The following is a 25,899-nucleotide window of genomic DNA, read 5'->3' on the forward strand; positions in this document are numbered from 1 at the left end:
CGGGAATCCGTGCCCGGGCGCGCCTCCCTGCCCCTGGCCTGGCATGCCTCCGGGGCCTTGCGGAACCCATCCGTCCGGCAGACGGGGCACCCCCCGAGCGGGTGCCCCGTCCATCGGCGTCATCGGTCCCGCCTGCGAGGTCGGCGAGGTCGGTGTCATCGGCGGTGGCGCGGATCGCGGACCGCCCGGGGGCCGTCGGCGGCCCGCCGCCGCTGCCGTGGTCCCTGTCTCCGGCCGGGCAGCCGGAACGGCGGGAGGGTCGGCGGTATCGCCCTTGGGGGCGGGCCCGCGCCGGCTGTGACGTCCCACGTCCCGCTTCAGCTCCTCGCGCCGGTAGCACCGGTGTCGGTCAACTTGCCTGTGTCCGCGAGGAGTTCGCGGAAGGCCGTGGCCATGGTCTCCGGATACTCCATCATCGCCACATGCCCCGCGTCAGGCAATGTCAGCAACCGCGAGTCCCTGAACGCACGCGCCGCGCGCTGGGCCATACGGTACGAGACGAGCTGATCGCGGCCTCCGTAGACCAGAAGTGTAGGCGCGAGCACCCGCTCGGCCTGGCGCCACAGTCCGTGCTGGCCACCCAGGGTGTACGCGTTCACGATGCCGCGCGCCGAGCGCGCCATGACGTCCCAGAAGTAGGGAAGGGCGAGCCGCCGCTCCATCTCCTCGACCGCGTTGCGGAGCCCTTCGTCCGTCACCATGCCGGGATCCCCGTAACAGAGCGCGGTGACGCCCCGTACGCGCTGCTCGGCGGTCCAGCCCTTGGTGAAACGGGTGAACAGGGCCGCCACACCGGGCAGGGCGAGGAGCGCCGTCGGTACCGCGCTGCGCTGCACCCGCAGTTCCGGGAGCGCCGGTGAGACGAGGGTGAGCGTGCGGACGAGATCAGGCCGTACCGCGGCCACGCGCGTCGAAATGGCGCCGCCCAGCGAGTTCCCGAAGAGGTGCACGGGTCCGCGCTCGGCCGCGTCGAGATAGCGGATGACCGCGCGGGCGTGTCCGGTCACCGAGTAGTCGCCGTCGTCCGGCGGCGGCGAGTCGCCGAAGCCCGGCAGATCGAGGGCCTCGCTGTCCACCAGTCCGTCGAGGAGCGGCATCAGCGCCGACCAGTTCTGCGAGGAACCGCCCAGGCCGTGCACGTACAGGGCGGGCGGCAGTCCCTCCCGGGCCGGCGGCCTCGAACGGACCGTCAGCGTGATCCCGGGGAGCCCGACCGTGCGCAGCCGCTCCCCCGCCGCCACCCGGACGGAACTGACCTTCGGCGCGACGGAGGTGGCCAGCACTGACGGCAGTTCGGTCGAAGACATGCAGCAATGTTACGAGACGATCACGCGCTGGATCGTGTGTTCGCCGTCACAGGAACAGGCCACGGCCCAGCTGATCGCGTAGCGCCCCCCTCCCAGGTCTCATAGGCTTCGTGAACGAGGGCACTCGTACCAGCGCAAGAGCGCACTCGCACCGCTCGGGAAGAGGACATATGACTGTCGACCCCACCGACCCCGAGGCATTTGAGGACACGGACGACACCGGCGCGACCGAGATCGGCGTGGAGGCCCCCGAGGCCGACGCCGCCGAGCAGCAGGCGGACCTCGCCCCCCGGCGGGACGATCCGCTGACCGACGCGGACCCGGACAGCGCCAGCGAGGGAGACCTCGCCGAACAGGCCAGAGTCGTGGAACTCGACGAGGACGACTATCGGTGAACCGGCCCCGGGCGGTCCCGACGACCGCCCGGACCGCCGTTCCCGGGCACGTACCGGGAACCCCATGGGCCCGCCATGACCCCCTATGGCGCGATCTGCACGGTTTCACCGGCGTCCGGTCAGTGAAATTCTCCGCTCGCACCGCGCACACCACGGTTACCGAAAAGTACGATGGCCGCGCGGCGCTCACCGCATGTGGACGATTTTGGGAGGCGGCGTGACAGCCATCGAGCAGACAGAGGCGGCACGCCCGCGGGGCACACGCCTGCCGCGCCGTGCCCGACGCAACCAGCTCCTCGGCGCCGCCCAGGAAGTGTTCGTTGCTCAGGGATATCACTCGGCCGCGATGGACGACATCGCCGAACGCGCGGGCGTCAGCAAGCCGGTGCTCTACCAGCACTTCCCCGGCAAGCTCGACCTCTACCTTGCCCTGCTTGACCAGCACTGCGAGTCACTGCTGCACGCCGTACGGACCGCGCTGGCGTCCACCTCGGACAACAGCCTGCGCGTCCGGGCCACCATGGACGCCTATTTCGCGTACGTGGAGGACGAGGGCGGCGCCTTCCGGCTGGTCTTCGAGTCGGACCTGACGAACGAGCCCGCGGTGCGCGAGCGGGTCGACAAGGTCACGTTCGAGTGCGCCGAGGCGATCTGCGAGGTCATCGCGGAGGACACCGGTCTGTCGAAGGCCGAGTCCATGCTGCTCGCCTCGGGCCTGGGCGGACTCGCCCAGGTGGTGGCCCGCTCCTGGCTGCACAGCGACCGCAGCGTGCCGCGCGAGCAGGCGGTGCAGCTGCTGACCTCGCTGGCGTGGCGGGGCATCGCGGGTTTCCCCCTGCACGGCAGCGAGCACCACTGACCGCGGCCGGCCTCGGCGCGTCGGCGCCGACCGCCACTTTGTTCCCACCAGGTGTTCGCTCCTGGCGTTCTCGGGCGGAGCGTGTACGTCCCCTCACCGGGCTAATGTGTGCTGCGTACGGCGCGGAGACACGCGCACATCAGTGACCGTCGGAGGGACATAGCCGTGGAGGTCAAGATCGGCGTGCAGCACGCGCCCCGCGAGATCGTTCTGGAGAGCGGTCAGACCCCGGAAGAGGTCGAGCGCGCGGTGTCCGAGGCGCTGGCAGGCAAGTCGCAGCTGCTCAGCCTCGTGGACGACCACGGCCGCAAGGTCCTGGTACCGGCGGACCGCCTCGCCTACGTGGAGCTCGGCGAGCCGACGACCCGCAAGGTGGGCTTCAGCGCCCTTTAGGGCGTAGGACGCTGTAGAGAAAACGGAAGAGGGGTCCGGAGGCCGATGGCCTCCGGGCCCCTTTTCCATGCCGTGTTCCGGTCCGCGCGCGATGTCCGCGCTTCACAGACGGAGCACAACTCATCCACACGGGAGGGTTGCATTCCGCAGGTCACGGGTAAGACGGGCTACGACCGAAGTGCACACAGCCGTGCGGAAGGGACCCCCCTCATGTTCTTGGAAGCGCTCGGCTCGGCCATCCTCGGTCTGGCACTGGCCTGGGCGGCGGCTCATCGCCTGCCGCACCGCCTGCCGGTCCGCAGGCTCGTCCTCCCGACGGGCGCCGCGGGCGGCCTCTTCGGAGCCTTTCTGACCCACACCGCGCTGGGCGCCGTCGGCTTCCTGCCGGTGATGCTGGGCGCGGCAGCCGTGGCCGCGGCCTCCATCTCGCTCCTCCTACGCCCCGCGGGAAGACTCCACCGCCACCACTCGGCAACGGTATGACCCCAGACGACTGACCCCCGAAAAGGCCCCGTACGGGGCCTTTTCGGGGTCGCGAGAAACGCCACACCAAGCCCCCACAGCCGACGGGCGGCTTCTAGGGGCGCGGGGAACGGCGCACCCAGCCCCCACGGCCCGCAGCCGAACAACAGGGCGCTTTCAGGGCAGCCCCGACGGCCCCGAAGCCGAACACCGGCGGGCTTTCAGGGGCGCGGGGAACGGCGCAATCCCCCCACCCAACCGGCAGCCAAACACCAAGGGCCAGCGGGCCCCTGAGGGGGGCGGGGAACGGCGCACCCAGCCCCAGCGACCCCGCAGCCGAACACCGCAAGCCCAACCGACTTTCAGGGGCGCGGGGAACTGCGCAACAGCCCCACCGCCCCGCAGACCGCAGCCAACCCTCACGGCAGCGAACCGAAGCCCAAACGCTCAGGCGGCCAGCCCCAGCGCGGCCATCCTCTTCGTGTGCGCCTCCGTGATCCGCGAGAACATCCGCCCCACCTCCGCGAGGTCGAACCCGTCCGCGACCCCGCCGACGAGCATCGTCGACAGCGCGTCCCGGTCGGCGACCACCCGCTGGGACTGCGACAACGCCTCCCCCATCAACCGCCGCGCCCACAGCGCGAGCCGCCCACCCACCCGCGGATCCGCGTCGATGGCGGCCCGCACCTTCTCGATGGCGAACGACGCGTGCCCCGTGTCGTCGAGAACGGCCAGCACGAGCTGGCGCGTGTCGGCGTCGAGCCGCGCCGCGACCTCCCGGTAGAAGTCACTGGCGATCGAGTCGCCGACGTACGCCTTCACGAGCCCTTCCAGCCAGTCGGACGGCGCGGTCTGCTTGTGGAAGCCGTCGAGCGCGGCGACGAACGGCTCCATCGCCTGCGTCGGCTCCGCGCCGATCTCGGTCAGCCGGGCCCGCAACTGCTCGAAGTGGTGGAACTCGGCCGAGGCCATCTTCGCCAGTTCCGCCTTGTCCCCGAGCGTCGGCGCCAGCTTGGCGTCCTCCGCGAGCCGCTCGAACGCCGCCAGCTCCCCGTACGCGAGCGCGCCGATCAGATCCACGACCGCGGCACGGTACTGGGGGTCCACGGAGGCCTGGGCCCAGTCCTGGGCGGCGACTCCGGTGGGTTCGGCGGGTGCGTCGGAAGATTTGGCAGGCGTCGTCATGAAGCGCACAATAGCCCGCTCGCCGCACGGCGGAAGGCCCTGGTCAATCAGTGTGACGACGACTACGTGACCAAATCGGCCATCGCATATGCGCGGATCCGGGGTATGGTGGTAATGCGCCCGCTGAGTTGATCTACGTAACCCGGCGGATCCGCACGAATGAGGATGCCCGGTCGGTGGCCCGATCGGCTCCGACCCGACAGCCCTCTCGGCCCGTACGGCTCCATGCGTACGGCATGCGGAGGGACCCTCAGCGGTACGAACGCTTGAGCGTCGGCAGTGGTCCCATGCCACCCGGCTGCTGGTCAATAGCAGCCGACGTCCCCGGCACGGTCCCCGACACGACCCCCGCGCTCGCCTCGCACCGCGTACACAGAAGAGGCAGCACCCTGACTACTTTCCGAGACCTCGGGATCCTTCCCGAGACTGCCGAGGCCCTTGAGGCCGTCGGCATCACGAGTCCCTTTCCCATCCAGGAGATGACGCTCCCCGTCGCCCTCGCGGGCAACGACGTCATCGGCCAGGCCAAGACGGGCACCGGCAAGACGCTGGGCTTCGGCCTGCCGCTCCTCGAGCGCGTGACCGTCCCCGCGGACGTCGAGGCGGGCCGGGCGCAGCCCGAGCAGCTGACCGACGCCCCGCAGGCCCTCGTCGTCGTCCCGACGCGCGAGCTGTGCACCCAGGTCACGAACGACCTGCTGACGGCCGGCAAGGTCCGTAACGTCCGCGTGCTCGCCATCTACGGCGGCCGGGCGTACGAGCCGCAGGTCGAGGCCCTCAAGAAGGGCATCGACGTCGTCGTCGGCACCCCGGGCCGGCTGCTGGACCTCGCGGGCCAGAAGAAGCTGAACCTCAAGCACGTGCGCGCCCTCGTCCTCGACGAGGCCGACGAGATGCTCGACCTGGGCTTCCTGCCCGACGTCGAGAAGATCATGAACATGCTGCCGGTCCGCCGTCAGACGATGCTGTTCTCGGCGACCATGCCGGGCGCGGTCATCGGTCTCGCGCGCCGCTACATGTCGCAGCCCACGCACATCCGCGCCTCGGAGCCGGACGACGCGGGCGCGACCGTCGCGAACACCGCGCAGTTCATCTACCGCGCGCACAACATGGACAAGCCCGAGCTGGTCTCGCGGATACTGCAGGCCGACGGCCGCGGTCTCGCGATGGTCTTCTGCCGTACGAAGCGCACGGCGGCCGACCTCGCCGACCAGCTGCAGCAGCGCGGCTTCGCCTCCGGCGCGGTCCACGGCGACCTCGGCCAGGGCGCCCGTGAGCAGGCGCTGCGGGCGTTCCGCAACGGCAAGGTCGACGTGCTCGTCTGCACCGACGTGGCCGCGCGCGGCATCGACGTCGAGGGCGTCACGCACGTCATCAACTACCAGTCCCCCGAAGAAGAGAAGACGTACCTGCACCGCATCGGCCGTACGGGCCGCGCGGGCGCCAAGGGCATCGCCGTCACGCTCGTCGACTGGGACGACATCCCGCGCTGGCAGCTCATCAACAAGGCGCTGGACCTCGGCTTCCCGAACCCGCCGGAGACGTACTCCACGTCCCCGCACCTCTTCGAGGAACTGAACATTCCGGTCGGCACCAAGGGTGTCCTGCCGCGTGCCGAGCGCACCCGTGCCGGTCTGTCGGCCGAGGTCGTCGAGGACCTCGGCGAGACCGGTGGGCGTGGCGCGCGCGGTGGCCGCGGTGGCCGTTCCGCCGGTCCGGCCCCGGTCGCCGAGCGCGACCGTGACCGCGAGCGTCCGGCGCGCACCCCGCGCCGCCGCCGTCGTACGCGCAACGGCACGGCGCTGGACGCGGTAGAGCCGCAGAACACGCAGGGCCAGAGCACGCAAGGCACGCAGTCGGCAGCGCAGTCCGCGCCGGAGAGCGCCGAGCCGGGGCAGGCGACGGAGTCGCGCAGCGCGCGCCGGCGTCGTCGTACACGTTCCGCGGGCGGATCGGAGGCAGCCGCGACCGCGGTCGCCACGGCCGAGGGCACGGCCGTCGAGGTTCCCGAGCAGGCAGTCGTACCGGCTGCCGTACCGGCCGTCGTGCCCGTCGCCGAGCCGGTGGCGGACGCCGAGGCCAAGCCGCGCCGCCGTCGCACACGCCGTACGGCGGAGGCGGTACAGCCGGAGGTCGCCGTCGTCGAGGAGGCCCCCAAGGCCGAGCCGACCGTCACGACCGAGATCGCTGAGGCTGCCGAGACCGCCGAGGCCGTGGTGACCAAGCCGCGCCGTCGCACCCGTAAGGCAGCGGTCGCCGAGGCGGCCGTGGCCGAGGTGGAAGCCGTCGCCGACCCGGTCGAGGCCGTCGAGGCCAAGCCGCGCCGCACCCGTAAGGCGACGGCCCCGGCCGCCGCCGAGACGGCCCTGGACACCGCCGAGGCCACTGAGGCCAAGCCGCGCCGCCGGACCCGTAAGGCGGCGGTGGCCACCGAGAGCGCCGAGGTCACCGCGGTCGCCGAGGCCGCTATCCCGGCGCAGTCGACCGAGGAGCCCGAGGCCAAGCCGCGCCGCCGCACCCGCAAGGCCGCCGCGACCGCAGAGACGGCTCCCGTCGCCGAGGTGGCTCCGGTCACTCCGGTCGCTCCGGCGGAGGAGGCGCCCGTCGCGGAGGCCAAGCCGCGTCGGCGTACGCGCAAGGCCGCCGCGGCCGCCGAGACCGCGGTGGACACCGCCGAGGGCACGACGGTCGAGGCACCGGCGGCCGCGGTGACCAAGCCGCGCCGCACCCGCAAGGCCGCCGCCGCACCCGTGGAGGCCGCGGAGAGCGCCGTGGACACGGCCGAGGCGACCGAGACGAAGCCCCGCCGCCGCACCCGTAAGGCCGCGGTCGCCGAGGCCGACATCCCGGCCCAGGCCACCGAGGCCGCGGCGGACACCGCCGAGGCTCCGGTCAAGCCGCGCCGCACCCGCAAGACGGCCGCCAAGACCGCGGACAAGGCGACCGCCACGGACGCGGTCGCGGACGCTGTCACGGAGTCGGCCGAGGCCGCCGAGGCCAAGCCGCGTCGGCGTACGCGCAAGGCCGCCGCGACCGCCGAGCCCACGGAGGGCTGAGTTCACCACCCGACGGCCCGGTTCCCCTCGTGGGGGCCGGGCCGTCGGCGTTCCACGGCACGGCCACGGAAACTCCGGGCCACCGCCCGGTATGCCGCCCGTCGGGTTGCCCGGCTAGCCTCGGTCTCATGAGCAGGCCCTTCACCTTCGTCCCGCCCTCCGGGGCCCGCGCGTACCGTCTCGGCACCGCGCGCGGGGAGTTCGCCGTGATCGACGCGGGCAGCCCCGCGAAGGGAACGGTGCTGCTGCTGCCAGGGTTCACCGGCAGCAAGGAGGACTTCATCTCGCTGCACGAGCCGCTGGCGGCGGCCGGCTACCGGACCGTCGCGGTGGACGGCCGGGGCCAGTACGAGTCACCGGGCCCACGCGACGACGAAACGCCTTACGCGCAGGGCGAGTTGGCGCAGGACGTGCTCGCGCAGCTCGACGCACTCGCCGACGGACCCGCCGACCGGTTCCACCTCGTAGGCCATTCGTTCGGCGGACAGGTCGCCCGCGCGGCCGTCCTGCTGGCACCGGCCCGCTTCCGGTCCCTCACCCTGGTGTCCTCGGGACCCGCGGAGATCTCTCCCAGCCAGCAGCAGCGGGTGAAGCTGCTGCGGGACGCGCTGACCGTGATGGACATGGCCCAGGTGTGGGAGGCGATCCGGGCGCTGGACCCGCCGGAGGACGCCGAGGGCGAGCTGGACGCCGGTCTCGACGACCAGCGGGACCTCAGGCGGCGCTGGCTCGGCAACAGCCCGGCTCAGCTCGTCGCCGCGGGGCGGCAGCTGTGCGAGGAGCCCGACCGTGTGGTCGAGCTGGCGGCCCTGCGCCTGCCCGTGCACGTCCTGTCGGGCGAGAGCGACGACACCTGGCCGGTCCCCCTCCTCGACGACATGGCCGTACGCCTGAAGGCGCACCGCACGATCGTCCACGGGGCCGAGCACTCCCCCAACACGGACCGCCCCTCGGAGACGGCCGAGGCCCTGGCCACGTTCTGGAACGGGCTGGCCTAAGCGGAGGTCAGGGCCCCTTGACCCGTTGGCCCCTTGACCCCCTTAAGGGGCGCGGGGAACTGCGCGCCCGGCCCCCACCGGCCCGCGGGCAGGCCGTCCCCGCGGCAGCGGAGTGGGCTTCAGTACTGCCCCTGCAAGTGCTCCCAGAACCCGTCCCGCAGCGCCCGCCGCAGATCGGCCTGCCCGCGCAGCGAGTACTGCAGCAGCCCCTCGGACTCCACGAGCAGCTCCTGATCGACAGGACCGGGCAGATACGGATGGCCGGGCAGCAGTTCCGCCAACGATTCCCGCCCCCGTTCGGACAGCCACTTCGCGGCGATCTGCGCCCCCACGAACCGCACGTCCTCCCGGGCCGGCCGGGCCACCGCCGACGTCTCGTACGAGGTGCCGGTGCGCCGGGCCAGGTACGGCTTGAAGAAGTCCAGGTCGAAGGTGCGCTGGCTGTCGACCTCCCAGAGCAGAGGCTCCGCCTGGTTGCGGCCCTCCGGGGCCTCGATGCCCCAGAGGTGGACCCGGGCCCCGTATCCCTGCGCCGCCTCGACGGCCGAGACCAGGTCCTCGTCGCCGCCGATGAGCGCCGCGTCGCTGATGGCACGGTGCCGGGCCAGCGACTCCAGATCGGAACGGATCAGGGAGTCGACGCCCTTCTGCTGGTTGTTGGCGTTGAGGTTGCCGAGCCGGACCTTGACGTCGGGAAGCTCGGCGATGGACTGCTGCTCGGCCGTGTGAATGCGGCGCCGCGCCCCGTCGTACCAGTAGACGCGCAGCAGCCTGCTGTCCGCGAAGATCGTGCGGGCCCGGTCGATGAGCGCGTCGATGAGCCCCTCGGCGTCCAGCTCGAAGGCGCGTCGGTCCTCCGTGCCCGCCACGAGCCGGCCCGCAGCGGCGTAGAGGTACCCGGCGTCGACGAAGATCGCGTGGGTGGACGGCGTCTTGGCCACCTCGGCCAGCATGCGCTGGAGCAGCTCGTTCGAGCGGTCGATGCGCGCGCCGAGGGCGGCCAGGTCGTCGGCTGCCGCGAAGTCGTCATTCATATGCGCCTCATTGTCGCAGGCCGTCACTGTGTGTACACAGGCGGTCCCGATACTCACAAGTAATTAGACGTTCGAAAGTTTTCTTTAGCGTAGGGAATGTTCGTAACAAACATCCCGTTGACTCCTATGGGAACGCGGGACACAGATGACTCGCCCACCCACCCACCAGTAGTTCTCCTTCAGGAGGATGACCAGACGAAGGGAGAAGCCCTTGCGCTTCGAAATCATGCGACTCGACGACGTCGACGGCACGCCCGTCGACAGCACCGTCGTGGACGCCGCCTCCGTCAACCGGATCGTTCAGCAGGCCGCCGCCATCGGGCAGCGCCTCTGGATCCGGCCGGCCGACACCTCGGCCTCATAACAGCGGTTGTTCGACAGTCTTCGCAGACAGTCTTCGAAACCCCCGTCCGGCACGATGCCGGGCGGGGGTTTCGCGTTCCGCGCGTACTACAGCCCCGTTTCAACTGCCCTGGACCACCTGGGTGACACCGTTGATGATCTGCTGCACGGCGATCGCGGAGAGCATCATGCCCGCGAGGCGCGTCACGAGGACGACACCGCCGTCCTTGATCACCCGGATGATCAGCAGCGAGTACCGCATCACGATCCACAGCACGACATGGATGGCGAGGATCGCCGTCCACACCGACACCTGGGTCACCACGCTGTCGGCCTTCTGCACGGCGAGGATGACGGACACGATCGCGCCGGGGCCGGCGAGCAGCGGCATGCCCAGCGGTACGAGGGCGACGTTGACGTCCTTCGTCTGCTTGGGCTCGTCGGTCTTGCCCGTGAGCAGGTCGAGCGCGATGAGCAGGAGCAGGAGGCCGCCGGCGATCATCAGGGCGGGGACCGACACGTGCAGGTAGTTCAGGATCTGGTGCCCGAGCAGGCCGAAGACGGTGATCACGCCGCCGGCGACGCAGACGGCCTGGAAGGCCATGCGCTTCTGCACCTTGGCGGGGCGGCCGGAGGTGAGCGCGAGGAAGATCGGGGTGATCCCCGGGGGATCCATGATGACGAAGAGGGTGAGGAAGAGGGAGCCGAAGATGGCGAGGTCGAACATGTGCGGTTCTGCCTTGCTGTGCGGGGGTGTTGAACGTGGGTGGGTTGCTGCGGGTGCGTCGTGGCTGGTCGCGCCGTTCCCCGCGCCCCTTTGACGTGGCTGGGCGTCGGGTGTCGCGCGCCTCACGACGAAAGATTGCGCCGTTCCCCGCGCCCCTTTGACGTGGCTGGGCTCGGAGATCCGCGCGGGCCTCAAGACGAAGGACTGCGCCGTTCCCCGCGCCCCCGAAAGACGAAAGACTGCGCCGTTCCCCGCGGCCCTTTCGTGGTGGGGGCGGTGTGGTGGCGTTACGCCGTTGCTTGGCCGCCTGCGCCCGGGACGGGGAACGCGCCTGTTGCCCGGCGGGTGATCTCGGCGTAGATCTCCGGGTCCGTCGTGTACTCGCCGAGTTCGCACGCCTTGCGGTGGCCGTGGTAGTCACTCGAACCGGTCGTCAGCAGCCCCAGTTCGCCCGCGAGTCCGCGCAGCCGGGCCCGGGTGGCCCGGTCGTGGTCCATGTGGTCGACCTCGATGCCGTCGAGCCCGGCCGCGGCCAGTTCGGCGATCGCGGACTCCGGTACGGTCCTGCCCCGCTTGGCGGCGGCGGGATGGGCGAAGACGGTCACGCCGCCCGCGGCCTTGACCAGCCGGATCATCTCGAAGGGGTCGGACTCGTGCTTCTGGATGTGCGCCCGCCCGCCGTCCGCCAGCCACTCGCTCGTGAACGCGTCCGAGACGGTCGGCACCACACCCAGCTCGACCAGCGCGGTGGCGATGTGCGGCCGGCCCACGGACCCGCCGGCGGCGATCCGCTCCACGTGCTCCCAGGTGATGGGCACGCCCAGTTCGCGCAGGCTGCCGATCATCGCCTGGGCCCGGGGCACCCGGTCGTCGCGTACGAGCTCACGCTCGCGCAGCAGGTCCGGCTCCTCGGGGTCGAAGAGGTACGCCAGCATGTGCAGGCCGACGCCGTCGAGGCGGCAGGACAGCTCGGCGCCGGTCACCAGCGTCAGCCCGGCGGGTACGGCCGCGATGGCCTCGGCGTATCCGCGGGTGGTGTCGTGGTCGGTCAGCGCGACGACGTCGAGACCGGCCGCGGCGGCGTTCCGTACGAGCTCGGCCGGAGTGTCCGTACCGTCGGAGGCCGTGGAGTGGCAGTGCAGATCGATGCGCACGAGCGGACTCCAGACAGGGACACGACGGGGGGACCGCTCAAGGATAACGGCCCCAGGACCGCCCCCCGTCACACCCACACCCCGGGGTCACCCCCTACATCCCTACATCAAATCCCCACCGCCCCCCAGGGGCGTGGGGAACTGCGCACCCAGCCCCACTTGGCCCCGCCCAGGCCCCGGCCCCCGGCAGCCCCACGCGGCACCCCAGAAACCGCGCAACCCGCAAAACCCGCGGAGCCTACGGCTCCAGGATCCGGGGCGACAACGCCCCGCACGGCAGCAGATCCGCCTCCGCACCCGCGTCCCGCAGATCCGTCAGCACCAGCTCGTCGTACATCATCATTCCGGACTGCTCGGGCCACACCACCGCCCACAGCCACAGGCCGAGCGCCTCGCCGGCGAAGACGGCCCGGTCGCCGGGCACGCCCGGGACGTGCCAGAGCGGCGTCGGCCGCCCCGCGGCCAGCACCTTCACCTGAGGGGGCTTGTCGACGTTCATGTACGGGCCCGGGTCGAGCCCCTCGATACCCGCGTACCGCGCACCCAGACCCACACCCAGTTCCTCGGCGACGAGCATCAGCTCACCGAATCCGCCGAGCGGTCCGGGCCCCGAGCAGGCGACAGCCGTCGCGCGACCGCCGCTGCGGTCGTCACCGGCGAACGCCGCGCCCGTGAAGAGCCAACCGACGGGCAGCGGCCACGGCATCCACACCGGTACGCGCGCACGGTGCACGACCACACCGAGGGCTTCCACGCTGGGCGGGATCACGGGCTGCAGCGGATGCACGATGCCGTGCACATCACACTGCCAGGAGTCGGCAAAGAGGCCGGGAGCCCTGACCCGGCCACCACACTTCGGGCAACTGGGTTCGCCCCTCATAAGGCACAACGGTCCTCCCCGTCTTTCGCCGCGTCAAGGACGATCACCCGTCCGGCGCGCGCCTGTCACCTCCTCGCCACGGGCCTCCACCGGGAAAAACTAGATGTAACTTGCATTCATTAGCCGATCTAACTTATTATGTGTATACGCCAACCATCTCTCCGCAGGCCAGTGAAGGAGCGGGCATGAACAGCAGCACGGGAGGCCCCACCGAAGGGGACACCTTCGACGCGGGGGCCACGAGCCTCCTGCGTCAGCCGAAGGCGGTCTGGGCGACCGCCGGGGCATCCGTCGTCGCCTTCATGGGCATCGGCCTCGTCGACCCGATCCTGCCGTCCATCGCCAAGGGCCTGGACGCCACCGCCGGCCAGGTCTCCCTGCTCTTCACCTCGTACTTCCTGATCACCGCCCTCGCGATGCTGGTCACGGGCTTCGTCTCCAGCCGGATCGGCGGCCGTCGCACCCTGCTGCTGGGCCTCGCGCTGGTCGTGGTCTTCGCCGGCCTCTCCGGCACCTCCGGCTCGGTCGGCGAACTCGTCGGCTTCCGGGCCGGCTGGGGGCTCGGCAACGCCCTCTTCGTCTCCACCGCCCTCGCCGTCATCGTCGGCGCGGCGGCCGGCGGCAGCGCCGCGGCGATCCTGCTGTACGAGTCGGCCCTGGGCCTCGGCATGGCCTGCGGCCCCCTGCTGGGCGCGCTGCTCGGTGACGCCAGCTGGCGCTACCCGTTCTTCGGCACCGCGTTCCTGATGGCGATCGGGTTCCTGTGCATCACGGCGTTCCTGAAGGAGCAGCCGAAACCCGCGCGCAGGACGGGCCTGCTCGACCCGATCAAGGCACTGGGCCACGGAGGCCTCGCCTCGGTGGCGGGCTCGGCGTTCTTCTACAACTACACGTTCTTCACCGTGCTGGCCTTCACGCCGTTCGTACTGGACATGACCCCGTACAAGTCGGGCGCGGTCTTCTTCGCCTGGGGTGTGCTGCTCGCGGTGTTCTCGGTGCTGGTGGCCCCGCGCATACAGGCCCGGTTCGGCTCGCTGAAGGTGCTCGGCGGCTCACTGGTGCTGCTCGCGGCCGACGTACTCGTCCTCGGCTACGGCAGCCACACCACGGCCGTGGTGTGCACGATCCTCTCCGGTGCCTTCATCGGCGTGAACAACACCGTCTACACGGAGCTGGCCCTCGGCGTGTCGGACGCGCCGCGCCCGGTGGCGAGCGCCGGCTACAACTTCGTCCGCTGGTTCGCCGCCGCGGCGGCGCCCTTCTTCGCGCCGCGGATCGAGGAATGGACCGACATCCACATCCCGTTCGTGGTCGCGGCCGTCACGGCGGCGCTGGGCGCGCTCGTGGTCCTCGTACGCCGGGACGCCCTGACGCACGAGGCACAGGAGCTGGAGGAGCGGCACGCGGCGGAGGACGGGGTCACCGTCTTCGCGAACTGAGGACGGCCCGCCGGAGTGTGACTTTCCCAACTCGGCCACTCCGGCAGACCGTTGGCCGCATACCGGCCGATCGCCGGCCGACTGCCGAAGATCGGTCCGGGGATCAGTCCAGGGACACGGACTTGCGTGCGGGATCGCGCAGGTCCGTTCCGCTTGCCAGCCAGCGCTCCTGGAGCGCCCCCGCGCCGTGCACCCGCTTCCACGCGGCCTCGTTCGGCGTCATGGGCAGCAGCGGCAGGAAACGTACGGGATCCAGCGGTGCGTCGAGTTCGAGATCCTCGACCAGGCCGCCCGGCTCGGCGACCAGTACGGAGGTGAAGGGCGCTCCTGGCCACAGCGGATCGCCCACGTCGAGCGAGGCGCCGGGGGCCACGACCAGGCCCTCGACCTGCGGGGACGCGGCCAGTACGGCGAGCGGGCGGAGCACCTTGTCGGTGTCGGCGTCACCGGCCCGTACCGACAGGACCAGTTCGGCGCGCGGGCCCGCGACCGGGTCCGCGACGACCGCCGTGGGGTCCGCCATCGGCTGGGCGGACATGCCGAGCGTCGCGTAGCGGACGACCCCGGTGGGGGCCGTTCCGGAGGTGTCCAGGTCAGTGAAACGGAGCACCTCGATGCGGTCGGTGCCGAGGAAGGTCACCGCGGCGCGCGCGTCCGGTTCGCCCAGCGCGGTACGCAAACGGGCTTCCACCAGAGCAAGAACATCAACCATGCGCCGAGCATAGAACTCGTCAGTAGCGGGCAAAGCGACGGCTTGACACTTCAGTCGGCTGATAGTCTTGGCCGCTGGCCGGGGCAGCACGCAGAAGCGTCGCTCTCAAGTCCCGGCCCACGTCTCGACGCATGAGACTCCCCTACGGGGGATGGACCTCCCCTACGGGGGACCGGCCGGAGGAGGTGGGGCTCCATGGATCGAAGTCGACCAGGCAGTACCACCCGCTCTTCCGGCTGCTGAGTTCCTCTCAGCTTCCCGAGCTCACGCTCTGCCGGCTGCCACCTCTCGCGCTCGTGTCGTTTCCCGCACTCGCGTCATGGCCGGTCCGGTACACAACGGAAGAGCACTTCGTTTTCCCTGATCTGTCTGAATTTTTCTGATCTGTATCAGTAGCGAAGCCGCCACCGTGACGGTGCGGTGCTCCCCGCTTTGTGGACGTGCCAAACATCCGCAGTCAGGACGTCCCCATTCCGGGCAGTTCCAGCCGTCGTCGGCGGCCTTCGTTCGCGAAGGAGCCACCCATGTCGATGATCCACAACCTGCGTGCCGCGGTCCGCCCCTCCCTCCGCAAGGACGGCGGGGCGTACGACACCACCCGGTCGGCCGCGGAGAGTTCGGCCGTCGTGGACTGCGCGGTCTACCGCGACGGCGTCCGCCTCCCCTCCGACGACAGCCTCACGCCGCGTACGGCGATCCGTCAGGTGCGGCGCGACGGCGGGTTCGCGTGGATCGGCCTGCACGAGCCCACCGAGGACGAATTCGCCGGCGTGGCAGCGGAGTTCGGTCTGCACCCGCTCGCCGTCGAGGACGCCGTCCACGCCCACCAGCGGCCCAAGCTGGAGCGGTACGACGACACCCTGTTCGCCGTCTTCAAGACCATCCACTACGTCGAGCACGACGAACTCACCGCCACCAGCGAGGTCGTGGAGACCGGCGAGGTGATGTGCTTCACCGGGCGGGACTTCTTCATCACCGTGCGGCACGGCGGGCAGGGCTCGCTGCGGGCGCTGCGGCACCGGCTGCAGGACGACCCGGAACTGCTCGCCAAGGGCCCCTCCGCCGTACTGCACTCCATCGCCGACCACGTCGTCGACGGCTACATCGCGGTCGCCGACGCCATGCAGGACGACATCGACGACGTCGAGACCGAGGTGTTCTCGCCCGGCCGCCGGGGCGGGGTGTCGCGCGGTGTGGACTCGGCGCGGATCTACCAACTCAAGCGTGAGGTGCTGGAGTTCAAGCGTGCCGTGTCGCCGCTGCTGCGGCCCATGCAGCTGCTGAGCGAGCGGCCGATGCGGCTGGTCGACCCCGACATCCAGAAGTACTTCCGGGATGTCGCCGACCACCTGGCGCGGGTGCACGAGCAGGTCGTCGCCTTCGACGAGCTGCTCAACTCCATCCTCCAGGCCAACCTCGCGCAGGCGTCCGTCGCGCAGAACGAGGACATGCGCAAGATCACGTCCTGGGCGGCGATCATCGCCGTACCGACGATGGTGTGCGGGGTGTACGGCATGAACTTCGAGCACATGCCGGAGCTTCACTGGCGGTACGGGTACCCCACGATCATGGGCATCACGGTGGTGCTCTGCCTGGGGATCCACCGGACGCTGAAGCGCAACGGCTGGCTCTGAGGGGGCGTACGGGGCCACCGCTAGGGTGGCCCCCATGACGGATCAGGCTCTTGCCGAACAGGCCCTCGTCGAGGAGGCCACCAAGAAGTCCGGGCTCATCTGGGTACGGGGCGCCTCTGTCCCGACGCTGGATCCCCAGGACGTCGGCGCGCCGACCCGCCCGCTGTGGCACGTGTGGCACGACGGGGCGGTGTACGTGGTCGGGGACGGCCCCGGTGAGCAGCCGCTGCCCGGGCTCGTGGACGGGCGCGAGGCGGTCGTCACGGTCCGCAGCAAGGACAAGGGCGGGCGGTTGGTGTCCTGGACGGCCGCGGTGGTGGAGCTGGCTCCGGGGTCCGAGGAGTTCGGGGTCGCCGTCGGCGAGCTGAAGGGGAAGCGGCTGAACGCGCCGGACGGGGAGGCGATGACGGAGCGGTGGGCTCGGCAGTGCCGGGTCGTTCGGCTGACGCCGACGGGTTCTGTCGCGGCGCTGCCCGACGGGTCGCTGGCTGCCGCGCCTGTGCCTACGTCGGCGACTACGCGGTTGCCTGTGCCGGCGGGGTTGCCGCGCCTGCTTTTCAAGAAGCGTCGACGCTGAGCGTGGGCGCTGGCGCTTCGCGGGGTGGGGGTCGGCTGCCGGCCGGTGGGGGCTGGCCGCGCCGTTCCCCGCGCCCCTGAAAAACGCGCCCGCGGGCGGTTCGTGGGGTGCGGGTCCGCGGGGGTTGCCCGCGCCGTTCCCCGCGCCCCTACGGGGCGCCCATAAGGGGCGCGGGGAACGGCGCAATCTTTTCGCCTTCAGGGGCGCGGGGAACGGCGCAGGCTTTTCGTCTTCAGGGGTGCGGGGAACTGCGCAGGGGTTAGGACGACGGGAGTTGCTGGCCGTAGTCGACCGTGTCGGCCTTGTCCGGGGCCTTCAGCGTGAAGTCCCGGCCCCAGTCTGTCAGACGGATCGTCCCCGCGTCCCCGGCCCGGACCAGGAGCAACGGATACGGCTTGCCCTCCAGGGACACGTCGATCCGACCGCCGGCCCCCTTGTCACTGGTGAGCCGGATCGTCCGCACCCCGTTCAGCTTGTGATGGCCGTCGGTCGCGAGCTCCCCCTGCAGGGAGAGCAGCCCGTCCAGCAGCACATCCTTGTCGGTGAAGACGCTGAGCTGCTGATACGCGGGGTCCCCCTTCGGGACCTTCACGTACATGCCCTCCAGCTTCCCCGCCGCGGCCGTGTCGGACGTACTGTCGTCGCTCTTGCCGTCCTGGTGGTTCCAGAAGTCCGCGTCGGCGTTGATGAAGAGGTGCTCGTCGACCCGCAGCAGGCGGAACGTCACACCGTCCGAGGTGACCGACCCCGTACCGCCGTCCTTCTTGAGCTGCATGTCCAGCTTGTAGGTGCGTTTGTTGCTGACGACGGCCCCGGACAGCCGTACCGCCCCGGCGGCCTCCGCGGCCGACTGCGTTCTGCTCTGGATCTTCGCGGGGGGAAGTTTCCCGACGCCGTTCGTCCCCGCGTCCGGATCCTCACCGCCGCACCCCGTCACCCCTGCCCCCGCCACGAAGAGCGCGCACACGGCCCTCGCCAACGCGGCCTTACGGGTTCGTCCCCGGGGAATCGCAGTCACAGGTGGTGCTGCCTCTCGTGCGGCTGTCCTCAACGGCGTACCGCAGCGTACCGGGGCCCGCCACGTCACTCGGAGTCAGTCCGTCCGGACCGCTCACCAGGGCGTATCCGACCGGGACGGGCTAGCCTGAAGCCCACCCGAGCGGACATGACACTCCATAACGCCCGAACCGAAGCCCGTAAGAAGAAGGAGGCGCCCGGGATGGCCGCAGGCGCCCCCAGGATCTTTGTCTCGCACCTCTCCGGCATCGCCGTCTTCGACCCCAACGGCGACCAGGTGGGACGCGTGCGCGACCTCGTCGCCATGCTGCGCGTAGGACGGCGGCCCCCACGACTGCTCGGCCTCGTCGTCGAACTGTCCACCCGGCGCCGTATCTTCCTGCCCATGACCCGGGTGACGGGCATCGAGTCGGGCCAGGTCATCACGACCGGCGTGCTGAACGTCCGCCGTTTCGAGCAGCGCCCCACCGAACGGCTCGTCCTCGGCGAACTCCTCGACCGGCGCGTCACCCTCGCGGAGCCCGGCGAACCGCCCGAGACGGTCACCGTCCTGGACATCGCCATCCAGCAGCTGCCCGCGCGCCGCGACTGGGAGATCGACCGGGTCTTCGTACGGAAGGGGCGAGCGGGCGGCGCGTTCCGGCGGGCCAAGGGCGAGACCCTGACCGTCGAGTGGTCGGCCGTCACCGGGTTCTCGCTGGAGGAGCACGGGCAGGGCGCCGAGAACCTGCTCGCCACCTTCGAACAGCTGCGCCCCGCCGACCTCGCGAACGTCCTGCACCACCTGTCCGCGAAACGGCGCGCCGAGGTCGCCGCGGCCCTGGACGACGACCGGCTCGCCGACGTCCTGGAGGAGCTCCCGGAGGACGACCAGATCGAGATCCTCGGCAAGCTCAAGGAGGAGCGCGCCGCGGACGTCCTGGAGGCCATGGACCCCGACGACGCGGCCGACCTGCTCGGCGAGCTGCCCGAGGAGGACAAGGAGCGGCTGCTGGCGCTGATGCGCCCGGACGACGCGGCGGACGTACGGCGGCTGATGGCGTACGAGGAGCGCACCGCGGGCGGGCTGATGACGACCGAGCCGATCGTGCTGCGGCCCGACGCGACCGTCGCGGACGCGCTCGCCCGGGTGCGCAACGCCGACCTCTCCCCCGCGCTGGCCGCCCAGGTGTACGTGTGCCGGCCCCCGGACGAGACGCCGACCGGCAAGTACCTCGGCACGGTCCACTTCCAGCGGCTGCTGCGCGATCCGCCCTACACGCTGGTGGGCTCGATGATCGACGACGACCTGCGGCCGCTGGACCCGGAGGCCGTGCTGCCGGTCGTGGCCGGTTTCTTCGCCACGTACGACATGGTCGCGGCGCCCGTCGTCGACGAGAGCGGTTCGCTGCTCGGCGCGGTCACCGTGGACGACGTCCTCGACCACATGCTGCCCGAGGACTGGCGGGAGAAGGAGTTCCACCTGGACGAGGAAGCGGTCGCCGACCACGACAACGGCCACGGCACGGACGACGGCGCCGACGGTCGTGGCGCCGAGGACCGCGGTCCGGACGGCCGCGGTGCCGACGGCCGCGGTGCCGACGGCCGCGGTGTGGACGACCGCAGACCCGACGACGACCACGACCTCGGTCGCGGCGACCGCGGTGCCGCCGAGGAGGCCCCTGATGGCTCCTGAGCGCGAGTCCCGCGACCGGGGCGCCACCGGGGCCGGTACCCCCGCGCGGCCCCGGCTGCGGCTCGACCAGCCGCAGCCGCCGCGGCGCAGATTCCTGCCCGAGTACGACCCGGAGGCCTTCGGACGGCTCTCCGAGCGGATCGCGCGGTTCCTGGGCACGGGCCGGTTCATCGTCTGGATGACGTTCGTCATCATCCTGTGGGTGGTGTGGAACGTGTCCGCGCCCCGCGACCTGCGCTTCGACAACTACCCGTTCATCTTCCTCACCCTGATGCTCTCGCTCCAGGCCTCGTACGCCGCCCCGCTGATCCTCCTCGCGCAGAACCGGCAGGACGACCGCGACAAGGTCAACCTCGAACAGGACCGCAAACAGAACGAGCGGTCGATCGCGGACACCGAATACCTGACCCGGGAGATCGCCGCGCTGCGCGTGGGCCTCGGCGAGGTCGCCACCCGGGACTGGATCCGCTCCGAGCTGGAGGACCTGGTCAAGGAGCTGGAGGAGCGGCGCCGCGACGGGCACGGGGACGGCCCGGGTGACCGGCCGAGTGACCGGTTCGGCGACCGGCGTGGCGTATTCCCGGCAGAACACCCCCGGGGACGTGACGTAGACGACCGGTGACGGGGCTTTCCGGCCCCCGGGCCGGGCGCCGTACCATCGACCCCATGGCTACGGAAGACGCGGTGCGTGAAGCACTGTCGACGGTGAACGACCCCGAGATCCAGCGACCCATCACCGAGCTGGGGATGGTCAAATCGGTGGAGCTCGGTGCGGACGGTTCGGTCGCGGTCGCGGTGTACCTGACTGTCTCCGGGTGCCCGATGCGCGAGACGATCACCAACAACGTGACCGAGGCGGTCTCGCGTGTCGAGGGCGTCACGCGCGTCGACGTCACGCTGGACGTGATGAGCGACGAGCAGCGCAAGGACCTGGCGTCCGCGCTGCGCGGCGGGCAGGCCGAGCGCGAGGTCCCCTTCGCGAAACCGGGCTCGCTCACGCGCGTGTACGCGGTCGCCTCCGGCAAGGGCGGCGTCGGCAAGTCGTCCGTGACGGTCAACCTCGCGGCGGCGATGGCCGCGGACGGGCTGAAGGTGGGCGTCGTGGACGCCGACATCTACGGCCACTCCGTGCCGCGCATGCTCGGTGCGGACGGCCACCCCACCCAGGTCGAGAACATGATCATGCCGCCGTCGGCGAACGGCGTGAAGGTCATCTCGATCGGCATGTTCACCCCCGGCAACGCGCCGGTCGTGTGGCGCGGTCCGATGCTCCACCGCGCGCTGCAGCAGTTCCTCGCGGACGTGTACTGGGGTGACCTGGACGTGCTGCTCCTGGACCTGCCGCCGGGTACGGGCGACATCGCGATCTCGGTCGCGCAGCTCGTCCCGAACGCGGAGATCCTCGTCGTGACGACTCCTCAGCAGGCGGCGGCCGAGGTCGCCGAGCGGGCCGGGTCGATCGCCGTGCAGACCCACCAGAAGATCGTCGGTGTGGTCGAGAACATGGCGGGCATGCCGTGCCCGCACTGCGACGAGATGGTCGACATCTTCGGTACGGGCGGGGGGCAGTCGGTGGCCGACGGGCTGACCCGCACCACGGGGGCGACGGTGCCGGTGCTCGGCTCGATCCCGATCGACGTGCGTCTGCGCGAGGGGGGCGACGACGGCAGGCCCGTCGTCCTGACGGACCCCGACTCGCCGGCGGGCTCGGCGCTGCGGGCGATCGCGGGCAAGCTGGGTGGGCGACAGCGGGGTCTGTCGGGCATGTCACTGGGCATCACCCCAAGAAACAAGTTCTAGACCCCCCGCACCCCTCCGAAGCGGCCGCCCTCCGGAGGGGTCACGGGTACGGCCGGATGAGGCTCACCCGCGCCATTCCCCGCGCCCCTTCGCGGCGGAACCCTCGGGCAGGATGGCAGGTGCAGCCCAGTGGAGGTTGCCCGCGCAGTTCCCCGCGCCCCTGAGGCGGACGGGCCTCCAGGCGGGATGCCAGGTGCGGCCCAGTAGGGGTTACCCGCGCCGTTCCCCGCGCCCCTGAAAGGCGGGGCTGCGCCCCGGCCTTTCATCCTCAGCCGCCCTGACACCCCACCAGTTCCCCGCGGCCCCATAGGGGCGCGGGGAACTGCGCAGCCAGCCATTACGGACCCGCAGCCAACATCCCGCCCAAGGCCCGCCCACCTCAGGGGCGCGGGGAACTGCGCGGACGGACCGCAGCGAAGAGGGCGCCGTCGGGTGACGGTGCCCTCTTCCCCGGGGCCGGGCGTCGGCTACGCGTACGTGCTGATGTCCTTGATCATGGCGAAAGCCACCCCGTACGCGCTCATCCCCCGCCCGTACGCCCCCACATGAACCCCTTCCTGCGTCGAGCCCGCAAGGACCCAGCCGAACTCGGATTCTCTGTAGTGGAACGGCGTCGGCACCCCGTCCACGGGAAGGGACAGCGTCGACCAGTCGGACCCGTTCAGATCGTCCGCGAGGACCCACGCCGTCTCGGTCTGCTGGTCCAGCCAGTCGTCGCGCAGGGTGTGGTCCATCTGCCCGGGCCACGTGAAGGACAGCAGCCCCACTCCGGCGAGCCAGGCCGCGGAGGACACCGAGGTGGCCTCCAGCAGCCCCGTGCCGTCGGCGCTGCGCCGCACGGGGTTGCCCGCGACGGTCACCACGACCGCGAATCGCTCCTTGTCCTCGGTGGACTCACTGCGCACCGACGGCTCGTCACCGTGTCCGATCGAGCCGTGTTCGATGGCTCCGTCGGCCGCGGCGCCGACCTGCATCAGCCAGCGCGGCCCCGTGAACGCCTCGTCGAGGCCGTACCACGGGAAGGGCGCCAGCAGGTAGCCGTCGACCGTGCGCCGGGCGGAGGGGAGCTGTTGTCCACCCTCCGCAGCCGGCGCCTGCGCGCCTACCCGACTTGTCGTCTCCATCTGCCCGGACGCCTCCTCGCTCTCGTCGAACCGGATGGCCCGCCCCCCTTCGGGCGTCCGTCCGGTCCGCACAACAACTAGGCAGGATAGCCACAGCTCCGCCGCGGGCCGGAAAACCGGTCGGCACATGGCTCACATACGCACCTGATCCGGCGCATCCCGAACGGATGGAACCCCAAGCGGAGTACGGGGAGACGGACGGCGTTCGACTGAAAGTGAAGCGCGTTCGGACGGCGGGCGCGCCGCCGGGACTTGTTCGCCCCAGGTCACGTCAGGTCACGTCAAGGTGGCGTCAGGTGGCGTCCGCGTCGAACGGAGGGCGCTCGTCCGGCGCCGGCTTCTCGCGCTTCTTCGTCATGTCCACCGTGCCGCCGGTGGAGCCCGCGGACGGGGACGAGGACGAGGAGCCCGAGGACGAGGACGAGGACGAGGACGACGTCTCGGACTCGCGGCCGTGCACGGCGTCCGTGACCTCGGCCATCTCCTTCTTCAGGTCGAAGCCGTTACGGATCTCCTTGAGCCCCAGCTCGTCGTTGTCCAGCTGCTTGCGGATGAACGTCTTGGGGTTGAGGTCCTCGAACTCGAAGTCCTTGAACTCCGGGCCCAGCTCCTCGCGGATGTCCGCCTTGGCGCTCTCCGAGAACTCACGGATCTTGCGAATCGTCCGCGTGACGTCCTGGATCACCTTCGGGAGCTTCTCCGGGCCGAAGACGAGCACGGCAAGGACAACGAGCGTGACCAGCTCAAGCGGTCCTATGTCATTGAACACCTTGCAGCTCCTTGCGATGTCCTCGGCGCTCGGTAGTTCGTCCGTGGTCCGGGCCGGGTCCACGGTACCCGGCGTTCCTGTCCGACCGGTACTGTCCCGGGGCCCCGGACCGCGTGTACACGGCGGGTTTTCCCGGTTGTTTGCCTTGTGGCACAGGGGGCCGGGCCGTTTCCTGTGAACTTCCTGTCGGATTCGTGATCAGCCGTCCGCCCCCGCTTCCGACCCGGTTCATCCCCACGTACGCATCGGCCTTGTACACATCGCTCTCGTACGCATCGGTCTCGTACGCCTCGGTCGTCCGCCGTGTCAGTTCCCGTCGGCCGAACCGAGGACGAGGGTCACCTTCCGCTCCTTGCCGTCCCGCTCCAGCGTCAGCTCCAACCGGTCGCCCGGCCGGTGGGACCGCGTCTTGACGATCAGCTCCTCACCGGAGCGCACCCGCTGCCCGTCGACCTCGGTGATGACGTCACCGGCCTTGATGCCGGCCCGGGCGCCGGGGCCACCGCTGGTGACGGCCGAGCCGCCGTCGTTGCCCTTGGCGCCGACGCGGGCGCCGTCGCCGGAGTACTCCATGTCCAGCGTCACGCCGATCACGGGATGGGTCGCCTTGCCCGTGTTGATGAGTTCCTCGGCGACGCGCCTGCCCTGATTGATGGGTATGGCGAAACCGAGGCCGATCGAACCGGACTGGCCGCTCTCCAGGTCGGAGCCGCTGTCCGCGGAGCGGATGGCGCTGTTGATGCCGATAACACGGGCCTTGGAGTCGACCAGGGGGCCGCCGGAGTTGCCGGGGTTTATCGGGGCGTCCGTCTGCAGCGCGTCCACGTACGAGATGTCGCTGCCGTCGCCCTCCTCGCCGCCCGCCGTGATGGGGCGCTCCTTGGCGCTGATGATGCCCGCGGTGACGGTGTTCTCCAGGTCGAAGGGCGCTCCGATGGCCACCACCGGGTCGCCGACCTGGACGTTGTCCGAGTTGCCGAGCGAGAGGGGCTTGAGCCCGCTGACATGGGCGACCTTGACCACGGCGAGGTCGTAACCGCTGTCGTGGCCCACGACCTCGGCCTTGGCGGTCTCACCGCCGCTGAACGTCACGGTGATCTCACCGCTGCCGTCCGCCGGTTCCACCACGTGGTTGTTGGTGAGGATGTGGCCGCGCCGGTCGAGGACGAACCCCGTGCCGGTGCCCTGCGCGTCCGAACCGCTCACGTGCAGGGTCACCACGCTGGGCAGGGCGCTGGCCGCGATACCGGCCACACTGTCCGGTGCCCGCCCCTTGGCCTCCACTCCGGCCTGCGGCAGCTCGACGTCGTCGATCCCCCCGGTCCGCTCCAGATAGGCGCCCACGGCCCCGCCCACGCCTCCTGAGACGAGCGCGAGCAGCGCGGCACCAAGAACCAGCGCCCGCCCGGTCCGCCCACGGCGCCCACCCGACGCCTCGGCGGCACTCCCGTGGTGCTGGAGGGGCGCGGCGGCCCAGGGGTCATAGTTCTGCCAGGGACCAATGGACGCGGGCGCGGGCGGAACGGGGGCACCGTTCTCGCCGGCCTGCTGGGCAGCCCCGCCCACCTGATGCCCACCGACCACCTCCGGACCGAGAGCGCCGTGCGCCTGCGCGGCGGGCGTCTGGGGTACGTGCGTCTGCGAGGCAGGCGCCTCTGAGAAGGGTGCGCCGTGCGTCTGCGTGGCAGGCGTCCCCGACGCAGCTGCCTCCGGGCCAGGAGGCCGCGGCGCAGGCACGTGCGAGGCGGACGCCTGCGGCGAGGAGGTGTGCGAGACGGACGCATGCGGAGCGTGCGTATGCGGGGCATGCGCCCCCGAAACGGCCTCCCCCGGCGCGTCCTGGTGGGCCGGAGCAGCCGCCTCCGCCGTCGTCCCGTGCGCAGGCGTAGTCCCCGGGTGCTGCACCGGCGGTGCGGGTGCCCACGGCCCCGGTCCGCCGTACGGCGGTGTGCTGTAGGGGTCCGGATCGTGCAGAGGCCTGGTCCGCTCACGGGAAACGGCCGCGCCCACCTCACCTGCGGCCCGTGCGGCAATCGGCCCCGCGCCGGCGTCGGTGCCGGTCCCGGCGTCGGTGCCGGTCCCGGCGTCGGTGGCTGTCCCCGCGCCGGCGCCCGCGTCCCCGACAGCGGTCACCCCCGCGCCGGTACGCGCACCCGTACCCGCACCCGCACTCCCACCCGCAGGCTTCTCCAGCTCGAAGTCGCCGTCCATGTCTCCCCCGTGCAGCCCGCCCGCGCCGTCCCCCGTGGAAACCGAGTCCGCCGGAGCGGAGTCCGGCACCTGGGTCCGTGGCCGGCTCCACCACTTCGGCTTCGTGGGCTTCCCCTCGTCCATGCTCTCCCCACACCTGACCCGCGGCA

At 71.1% G+C, this 25,899-nt stretch carries 24 protein-coding genes; 13 read left to right on the forward strand and 11 right to left on the reverse strand.

Annotation, left to right across the window (positions count from 1 at the left end):
- Positions 1-317: 317 nt before the first annotated feature.
- The gene (locus IE278_RS04855) at positions 318-1,307 is read right to left on the reverse strand and encodes an alpha/beta fold hydrolase (protein ID WP_189769172.1); all 990 of its coding nucleotides are present in this window, start codon (positions 1,305-1,307) and stop codon (positions 318-320) included.
- Between the two features lie 170 nt (positions 1,308-1,477).
- On the opposite strand from IE278_RS04855, the gene IE278_RS04860 reads away from it, so the two are divergent.
- The 4 genes from IE278_RS04860 to IE278_RS04875 all read left to right on the forward strand — a co-directional run bounded on the left by IE278_RS04860 (position 1,478) and on the right by IE278_RS04875 (position 3,437).
- The gene (locus IE278_RS04860) at positions 1,478-1,702 is read left to right on the forward strand and encodes a hypothetical protein (RefSeq protein WP_189769174.1); all 225 of its coding nucleotides are present in this window, start codon (positions 1,478-1,480) and stop codon (positions 1,700-1,702) included.
- A 217-nt stretch (positions 1,703-1,919) separates the two neighbouring features.
- The gene (locus tag IE278_RS04865) at positions 1,920-2,561 is read left to right on the forward strand and encodes a TetR/AcrR family transcriptional regulator (RefSeq protein ID WP_189769176.1); all 642 of its coding nucleotides are present in this window, start codon (positions 1,920-1,922) and stop codon (positions 2,559-2,561) included.
- 165 nt (positions 2,562-2,726) lie between these two features.
- Positions 2,727-2,954, forward strand: coding sequence for a DUF3107 domain-containing protein (locus tag IE278_RS04870; protein WP_055610545.1), 228 nt, complete (start codon positions 2,727-2,729; stop codon positions 2,952-2,954).
- Positions 2,955-3,164: 210 nt separating this feature from the next.
- Complete coding sequence (locus IE278_RS04875; protein ID WP_189769178.1) at positions 3,165-3,437, forward strand: hypothetical protein; 273 nt, start codon at positions 3,165-3,167, stop codon at positions 3,435-3,437.
- 426 nt (positions 3,438-3,863) lie between these two features.
- Here IE278_RS04875 and IE278_RS04880 read toward each other — a convergent pair whose 3' ends face one another.
- Entirely contained in the window at positions 3,864-4,601 is a 738-nt protein-coding gene (locus IE278_RS04880; protein ID WP_189769179.1) for a ferritin-like fold-containing protein, read from the reverse strand.
- 479 nt (positions 4,602-5,080) lie between these two features.
- Between IE278_RS04880 and IE278_RS04885 the strand changes: the two genes are divergently transcribed.
- Both IE278_RS04885 and IE278_RS04890 read left to right on the forward strand, forming a co-directional pair.
- The gene (locus tag IE278_RS04885; RefSeq protein WP_246569960.1) at positions 5,081-7,657 is read left to right on the forward strand and encodes a DEAD/DEAH box helicase; all 2,577 of its coding nucleotides are present in this window, start codon (positions 5,081-5,083) and stop codon (positions 7,655-7,657) included.
- A gap of 128 nt (positions 7,658-7,785) precedes the next feature.
- Positions 7,786-8,655, forward strand: a complete 870-nt coding sequence (locus tag IE278_RS04890; protein WP_189769181.1) for an alpha/beta fold hydrolase — start codon at positions 7,786-7,788, stop codon at positions 8,653-8,655.
- A 119-nt stretch (positions 8,656-8,774) separates the two neighbouring features.
- On the opposite strand, the gene IE278_RS04895 is transcribed toward IE278_RS04890, so the two are convergent.
- Entirely contained in the window at positions 8,775-9,689 is a 915-nt protein-coding gene (locus IE278_RS04895; protein ID WP_189769183.1) for an NYN domain-containing protein, read from the reverse strand.
- Positions 9,690-9,900: 211 nt separating this feature from the next.
- On the opposite strand from IE278_RS04895, the gene IE278_RS04900 reads away from it, so the two are divergent.
- Positions 9,901-10,053: a DUF8834 family protein gene (locus IE278_RS04900; RefSeq protein WP_007384531.1), complete on the forward strand. Its 153-nt coding sequence runs from the start codon at positions 9,901-9,903 to the stop codon at positions 10,051-10,053.
- Between the two features lie 99 nt (positions 10,054-10,152).
- On the opposite strand, the gene IE278_RS04905 is transcribed toward IE278_RS04900, so the two are convergent.
- From IE278_RS04905 to IE278_RS04915, 3 genes are all read right to left on the reverse strand, one after another.
- The gene (locus IE278_RS04905) at positions 10,153-10,758 is read right to left on the reverse strand and encodes a MarC family protein (protein ID WP_189769185.1); all 606 of its coding nucleotides are present in this window, start codon (positions 10,756-10,758) and stop codon (positions 10,153-10,155) included.
- Positions 10,759-11,045: 287 nt separating this feature from the next.
- Positions 11,046-11,912: a PHP domain-containing protein gene (locus IE278_RS04910; RefSeq protein WP_189769187.1), complete on the reverse strand. Its 867-nt coding sequence runs from the start codon at positions 11,910-11,912 to the stop codon at positions 11,046-11,048.
- A gap of 238 nt (positions 11,913-12,150) precedes the next feature.
- The gene (locus IE278_RS04915) at positions 12,151-12,792 is read right to left on the reverse strand and encodes a DUF6758 family protein (RefSeq protein WP_189769189.1); all 642 of its coding nucleotides are present in this window, start codon (positions 12,790-12,792) and stop codon (positions 12,151-12,153) included.
- 185 nt (positions 12,793-12,977) lie between these two features.
- On the opposite strand from IE278_RS04915, the gene IE278_RS04920 reads away from it, so the two are divergent.
- Positions 12,978-14,231, forward strand: a complete 1,254-nt coding sequence (locus IE278_RS04920) for an MFS transporter (RefSeq protein ID WP_189769191.1) — start codon at positions 12,978-12,980, stop codon at positions 14,229-14,231.
- A 103-nt stretch (positions 14,232-14,334) separates the two neighbouring features.
- Here the strand turns inward: IE278_RS04920 and IE278_RS04925 are convergent, their stop codons facing one another.
- Entirely contained in the window at positions 14,335-14,943 is a 609-nt protein-coding gene (locus IE278_RS04925) for a suppressor of fused domain protein (RefSeq protein WP_189769193.1), read from the reverse strand.
- A gap of 524 nt (positions 14,944-15,467) precedes the next feature.
- Here IE278_RS04925 and IE278_RS04930 point away from each other — a divergent pair.
- A complete protein-coding gene (locus IE278_RS04930; protein WP_189769195.1) occupies positions 15,468-16,577 on the forward strand; it encodes a magnesium and cobalt transport protein CorA in 1,110 nt (369 codons plus the stop codon).
- Between the two features lie 34 nt (positions 16,578-16,611).
- Entirely contained in the window at positions 16,612-17,154 is a 543-nt protein-coding gene (locus tag IE278_RS04935; RefSeq protein ID WP_189769196.1) for a hypothetical protein, read from the forward strand.
- A 259-nt stretch (positions 17,155-17,413) separates the two neighbouring features.
- Here the strand turns inward: IE278_RS04935 and IE278_RS04940 are convergent, their stop codons facing one another.
- Positions 17,414-18,172 (reverse strand): hypothetical protein, encoded by a 759-nt coding sequence (locus tag IE278_RS04940; protein WP_189769198.1) that lies wholly within the window; start codon positions 18,170-18,172, stop codon positions 17,414-17,416.
- Between the two features lie 201 nt (positions 18,173-18,373).
- Between IE278_RS04940 and IE278_RS04945 the strand changes: the two genes are divergently transcribed.
- Genes IE278_RS04945 through IE278_RS04955 form a run of 3 tightly spaced genes read left to right on the forward strand, consistent with a single transcriptional unit; the run spans position 18,374 to position 21,646 of the window.
- Positions 18,374-19,846: a magnesium transporter MgtE N-terminal domain-containing protein gene (locus IE278_RS04945; protein ID WP_246569963.1), complete on the forward strand. Its 1,473-nt coding sequence runs from the start codon at positions 18,374-18,376 to the stop codon at positions 19,844-19,846.
- Positions 19,836-20,468, forward strand: a complete 633-nt coding sequence (locus tag IE278_RS04950) for a DUF1003 domain-containing protein (protein ID WP_189769201.1) — start codon at positions 19,836-19,838, stop codon at positions 20,466-20,468. The genes IE278_RS04945 and IE278_RS04950 overlap by 11 nt, the downstream gene beginning before the upstream one ends.
- A 44-nt stretch (positions 20,469-20,512) precedes the next feature.
- The gene (locus tag IE278_RS04955; RefSeq protein WP_189769203.1) at positions 20,513-21,646 is read left to right on the forward strand and encodes an Mrp/NBP35 family ATP-binding protein; all 1,134 of its coding nucleotides are present in this window, start codon (positions 20,513-20,515) and stop codon (positions 21,644-21,646) included.
- Between the two features lie 467 nt (positions 21,647-22,113).
- Here IE278_RS04955 and IE278_RS04960 read toward each other — a convergent pair whose 3' ends face one another.
- The 3 genes from IE278_RS04960 to IE278_RS04970 all read right to left on the reverse strand — a co-directional run bounded on the left by IE278_RS04960 (position 22,114) and on the right by IE278_RS04970 (position 25,873).
- Positions 22,114-22,770, reverse strand: coding sequence for a hypothetical protein (locus IE278_RS04960; protein WP_189769205.1), 657 nt, complete (start codon positions 22,768-22,770; stop codon positions 22,114-22,116).
- Between the two features lie 292 nt (positions 22,771-23,062).
- On the reverse strand, positions 23,063-23,539 hold the full coding sequence (locus IE278_RS04965) for a sec-independent translocase (RefSeq protein ID WP_189769207.1): 477 nt from the start codon (positions 23,537-23,539) through the stop codon (positions 23,063-23,065).
- Positions 23,540-23,845: 306 nt separating this feature from the next.
- Entirely contained in the window at positions 23,846-25,873 is a 2,028-nt protein-coding gene (locus IE278_RS04970) for a S1C family serine protease (protein WP_189769209.1), read from the reverse strand.
- Between the last annotated feature and the right edge of the window lie 26 nt (positions 25,874-25,899).

Origin of the sequence: Streptomyces tauricus (assembly GCF_014650955.1) — a bacterium.
Lineage (GTDB): Bacteria > Actinomycetota > Actinomycetes > Streptomycetales > Streptomycetaceae > Streptomyces > Streptomyces tauricus.

Excerpts from the sequence above, each read along its gene's own strand:
- IE278_RS04855 (WP_189769172.1), bottom strand. The coding sequence starts at position 1,307 with ATGTCTTCGACCGAACTGCCGTCAGTGCTGGCCACCTCCGTCGCGCCG.
- IE278_RS04860 (WP_189769174.1), top strand. The coding sequence starts at position 1,478 with ATGACTGTCGACCCCACCGACCCCGAGGCATTTGAGGACACGGACGAC.
- IE278_RS04875 (WP_189769178.1), top strand. The coding sequence starts at position 3,165 with ATGTTCTTGGAAGCGCTCGGCTCGGCCATCCTCGGTCTGGCACTGGCC.
- IE278_RS04880 (WP_189769179.1), bottom strand. The coding sequence starts at position 4,601 with ATGACGACGCCTGCCAAATCTTCCGACGCACCCGCCGAACCCACCGGA.
- IE278_RS04885 (WP_246569960.1), top strand. The coding sequence starts at position 5,081 with ATGACGCTCCCCGTCGCCCTCGCGGGCAACGACGTCATCGGCCAGGCC.
- IE278_RS04890 (WP_189769181.1), top strand. The coding sequence starts at position 7,786 with ATGAGCAGGCCCTTCACCTTCGTCCCGCCCTCCGGGGCCCGCGCGTAC.
- IE278_RS04895 (WP_189769183.1), bottom strand. The coding sequence starts at position 9,689 with ATGAATGACGACTTCGCGGCAGCCGACGACCTGGCCGCCCTCGGCGCG.
- IE278_RS04905 (WP_189769185.1), bottom strand. The coding sequence starts at position 10,758 with ATGTTCGACCTCGCCATCTTCGGCTCCCTCTTCCTCACCCTCTTCGTC.
- IE278_RS04915 (WP_189769189.1), bottom strand. The coding sequence starts at position 12,792 with ATGAGGGGCGAACCCAGTTGCCCGAAGTGTGGTGGCCGGGTCAGGGCT.
- IE278_RS04920 (WP_189769191.1), top strand. The coding sequence starts at position 12,978 with ATGAACAGCAGCACGGGAGGCCCCACCGAAGGGGACACCTTCGACGCG.
- IE278_RS04925 (WP_189769193.1), bottom strand. The coding sequence starts at position 14,943 with ATGGTTGATGTTCTTGCTCTGGTGGAAGCCCGTTTGCGTACCGCGCTG.
- IE278_RS04930 (WP_189769195.1), top strand. The coding sequence starts at position 15,468 with ATGTCGATGATCCACAACCTGCGTGCCGCGGTCCGCCCCTCCCTCCGC.
- IE278_RS04935 (WP_189769196.1), top strand. The coding sequence starts at position 16,612 with ATGACGGATCAGGCTCTTGCCGAACAGGCCCTCGTCGAGGAGGCCACC.
- IE278_RS04945 (WP_246569963.1), top strand. The coding sequence starts at position 18,374 with ATGGCCGCAGGCGCCCCCAGGATCTTTGTCTCGCACCTCTCCGGCATC.
- IE278_RS04950 (WP_189769201.1), top strand. The coding sequence starts at position 19,836 with ATGGCTCCTGAGCGCGAGTCCCGCGACCGGGGCGCCACCGGGGCCGGT.
- IE278_RS04955 (WP_189769203.1), top strand. The coding sequence starts at position 20,513 with ATGGCTACGGAAGACGCGGTGCGTGAAGCACTGTCGACGGTGAACGAC.
- IE278_RS04960 (WP_189769205.1), bottom strand. The coding sequence starts at position 22,770 with ATGGAGACGACAAGTCGGGTAGGCGCGCAGGCGCCGGCTGCGGAGGGT.
- IE278_RS04970 (WP_189769209.1), bottom strand. The coding sequence starts at position 25,873 with ATGGACGAGGGGAAGCCCACGAAGCCGAAGTGGTGGAGCCGGCCACGG.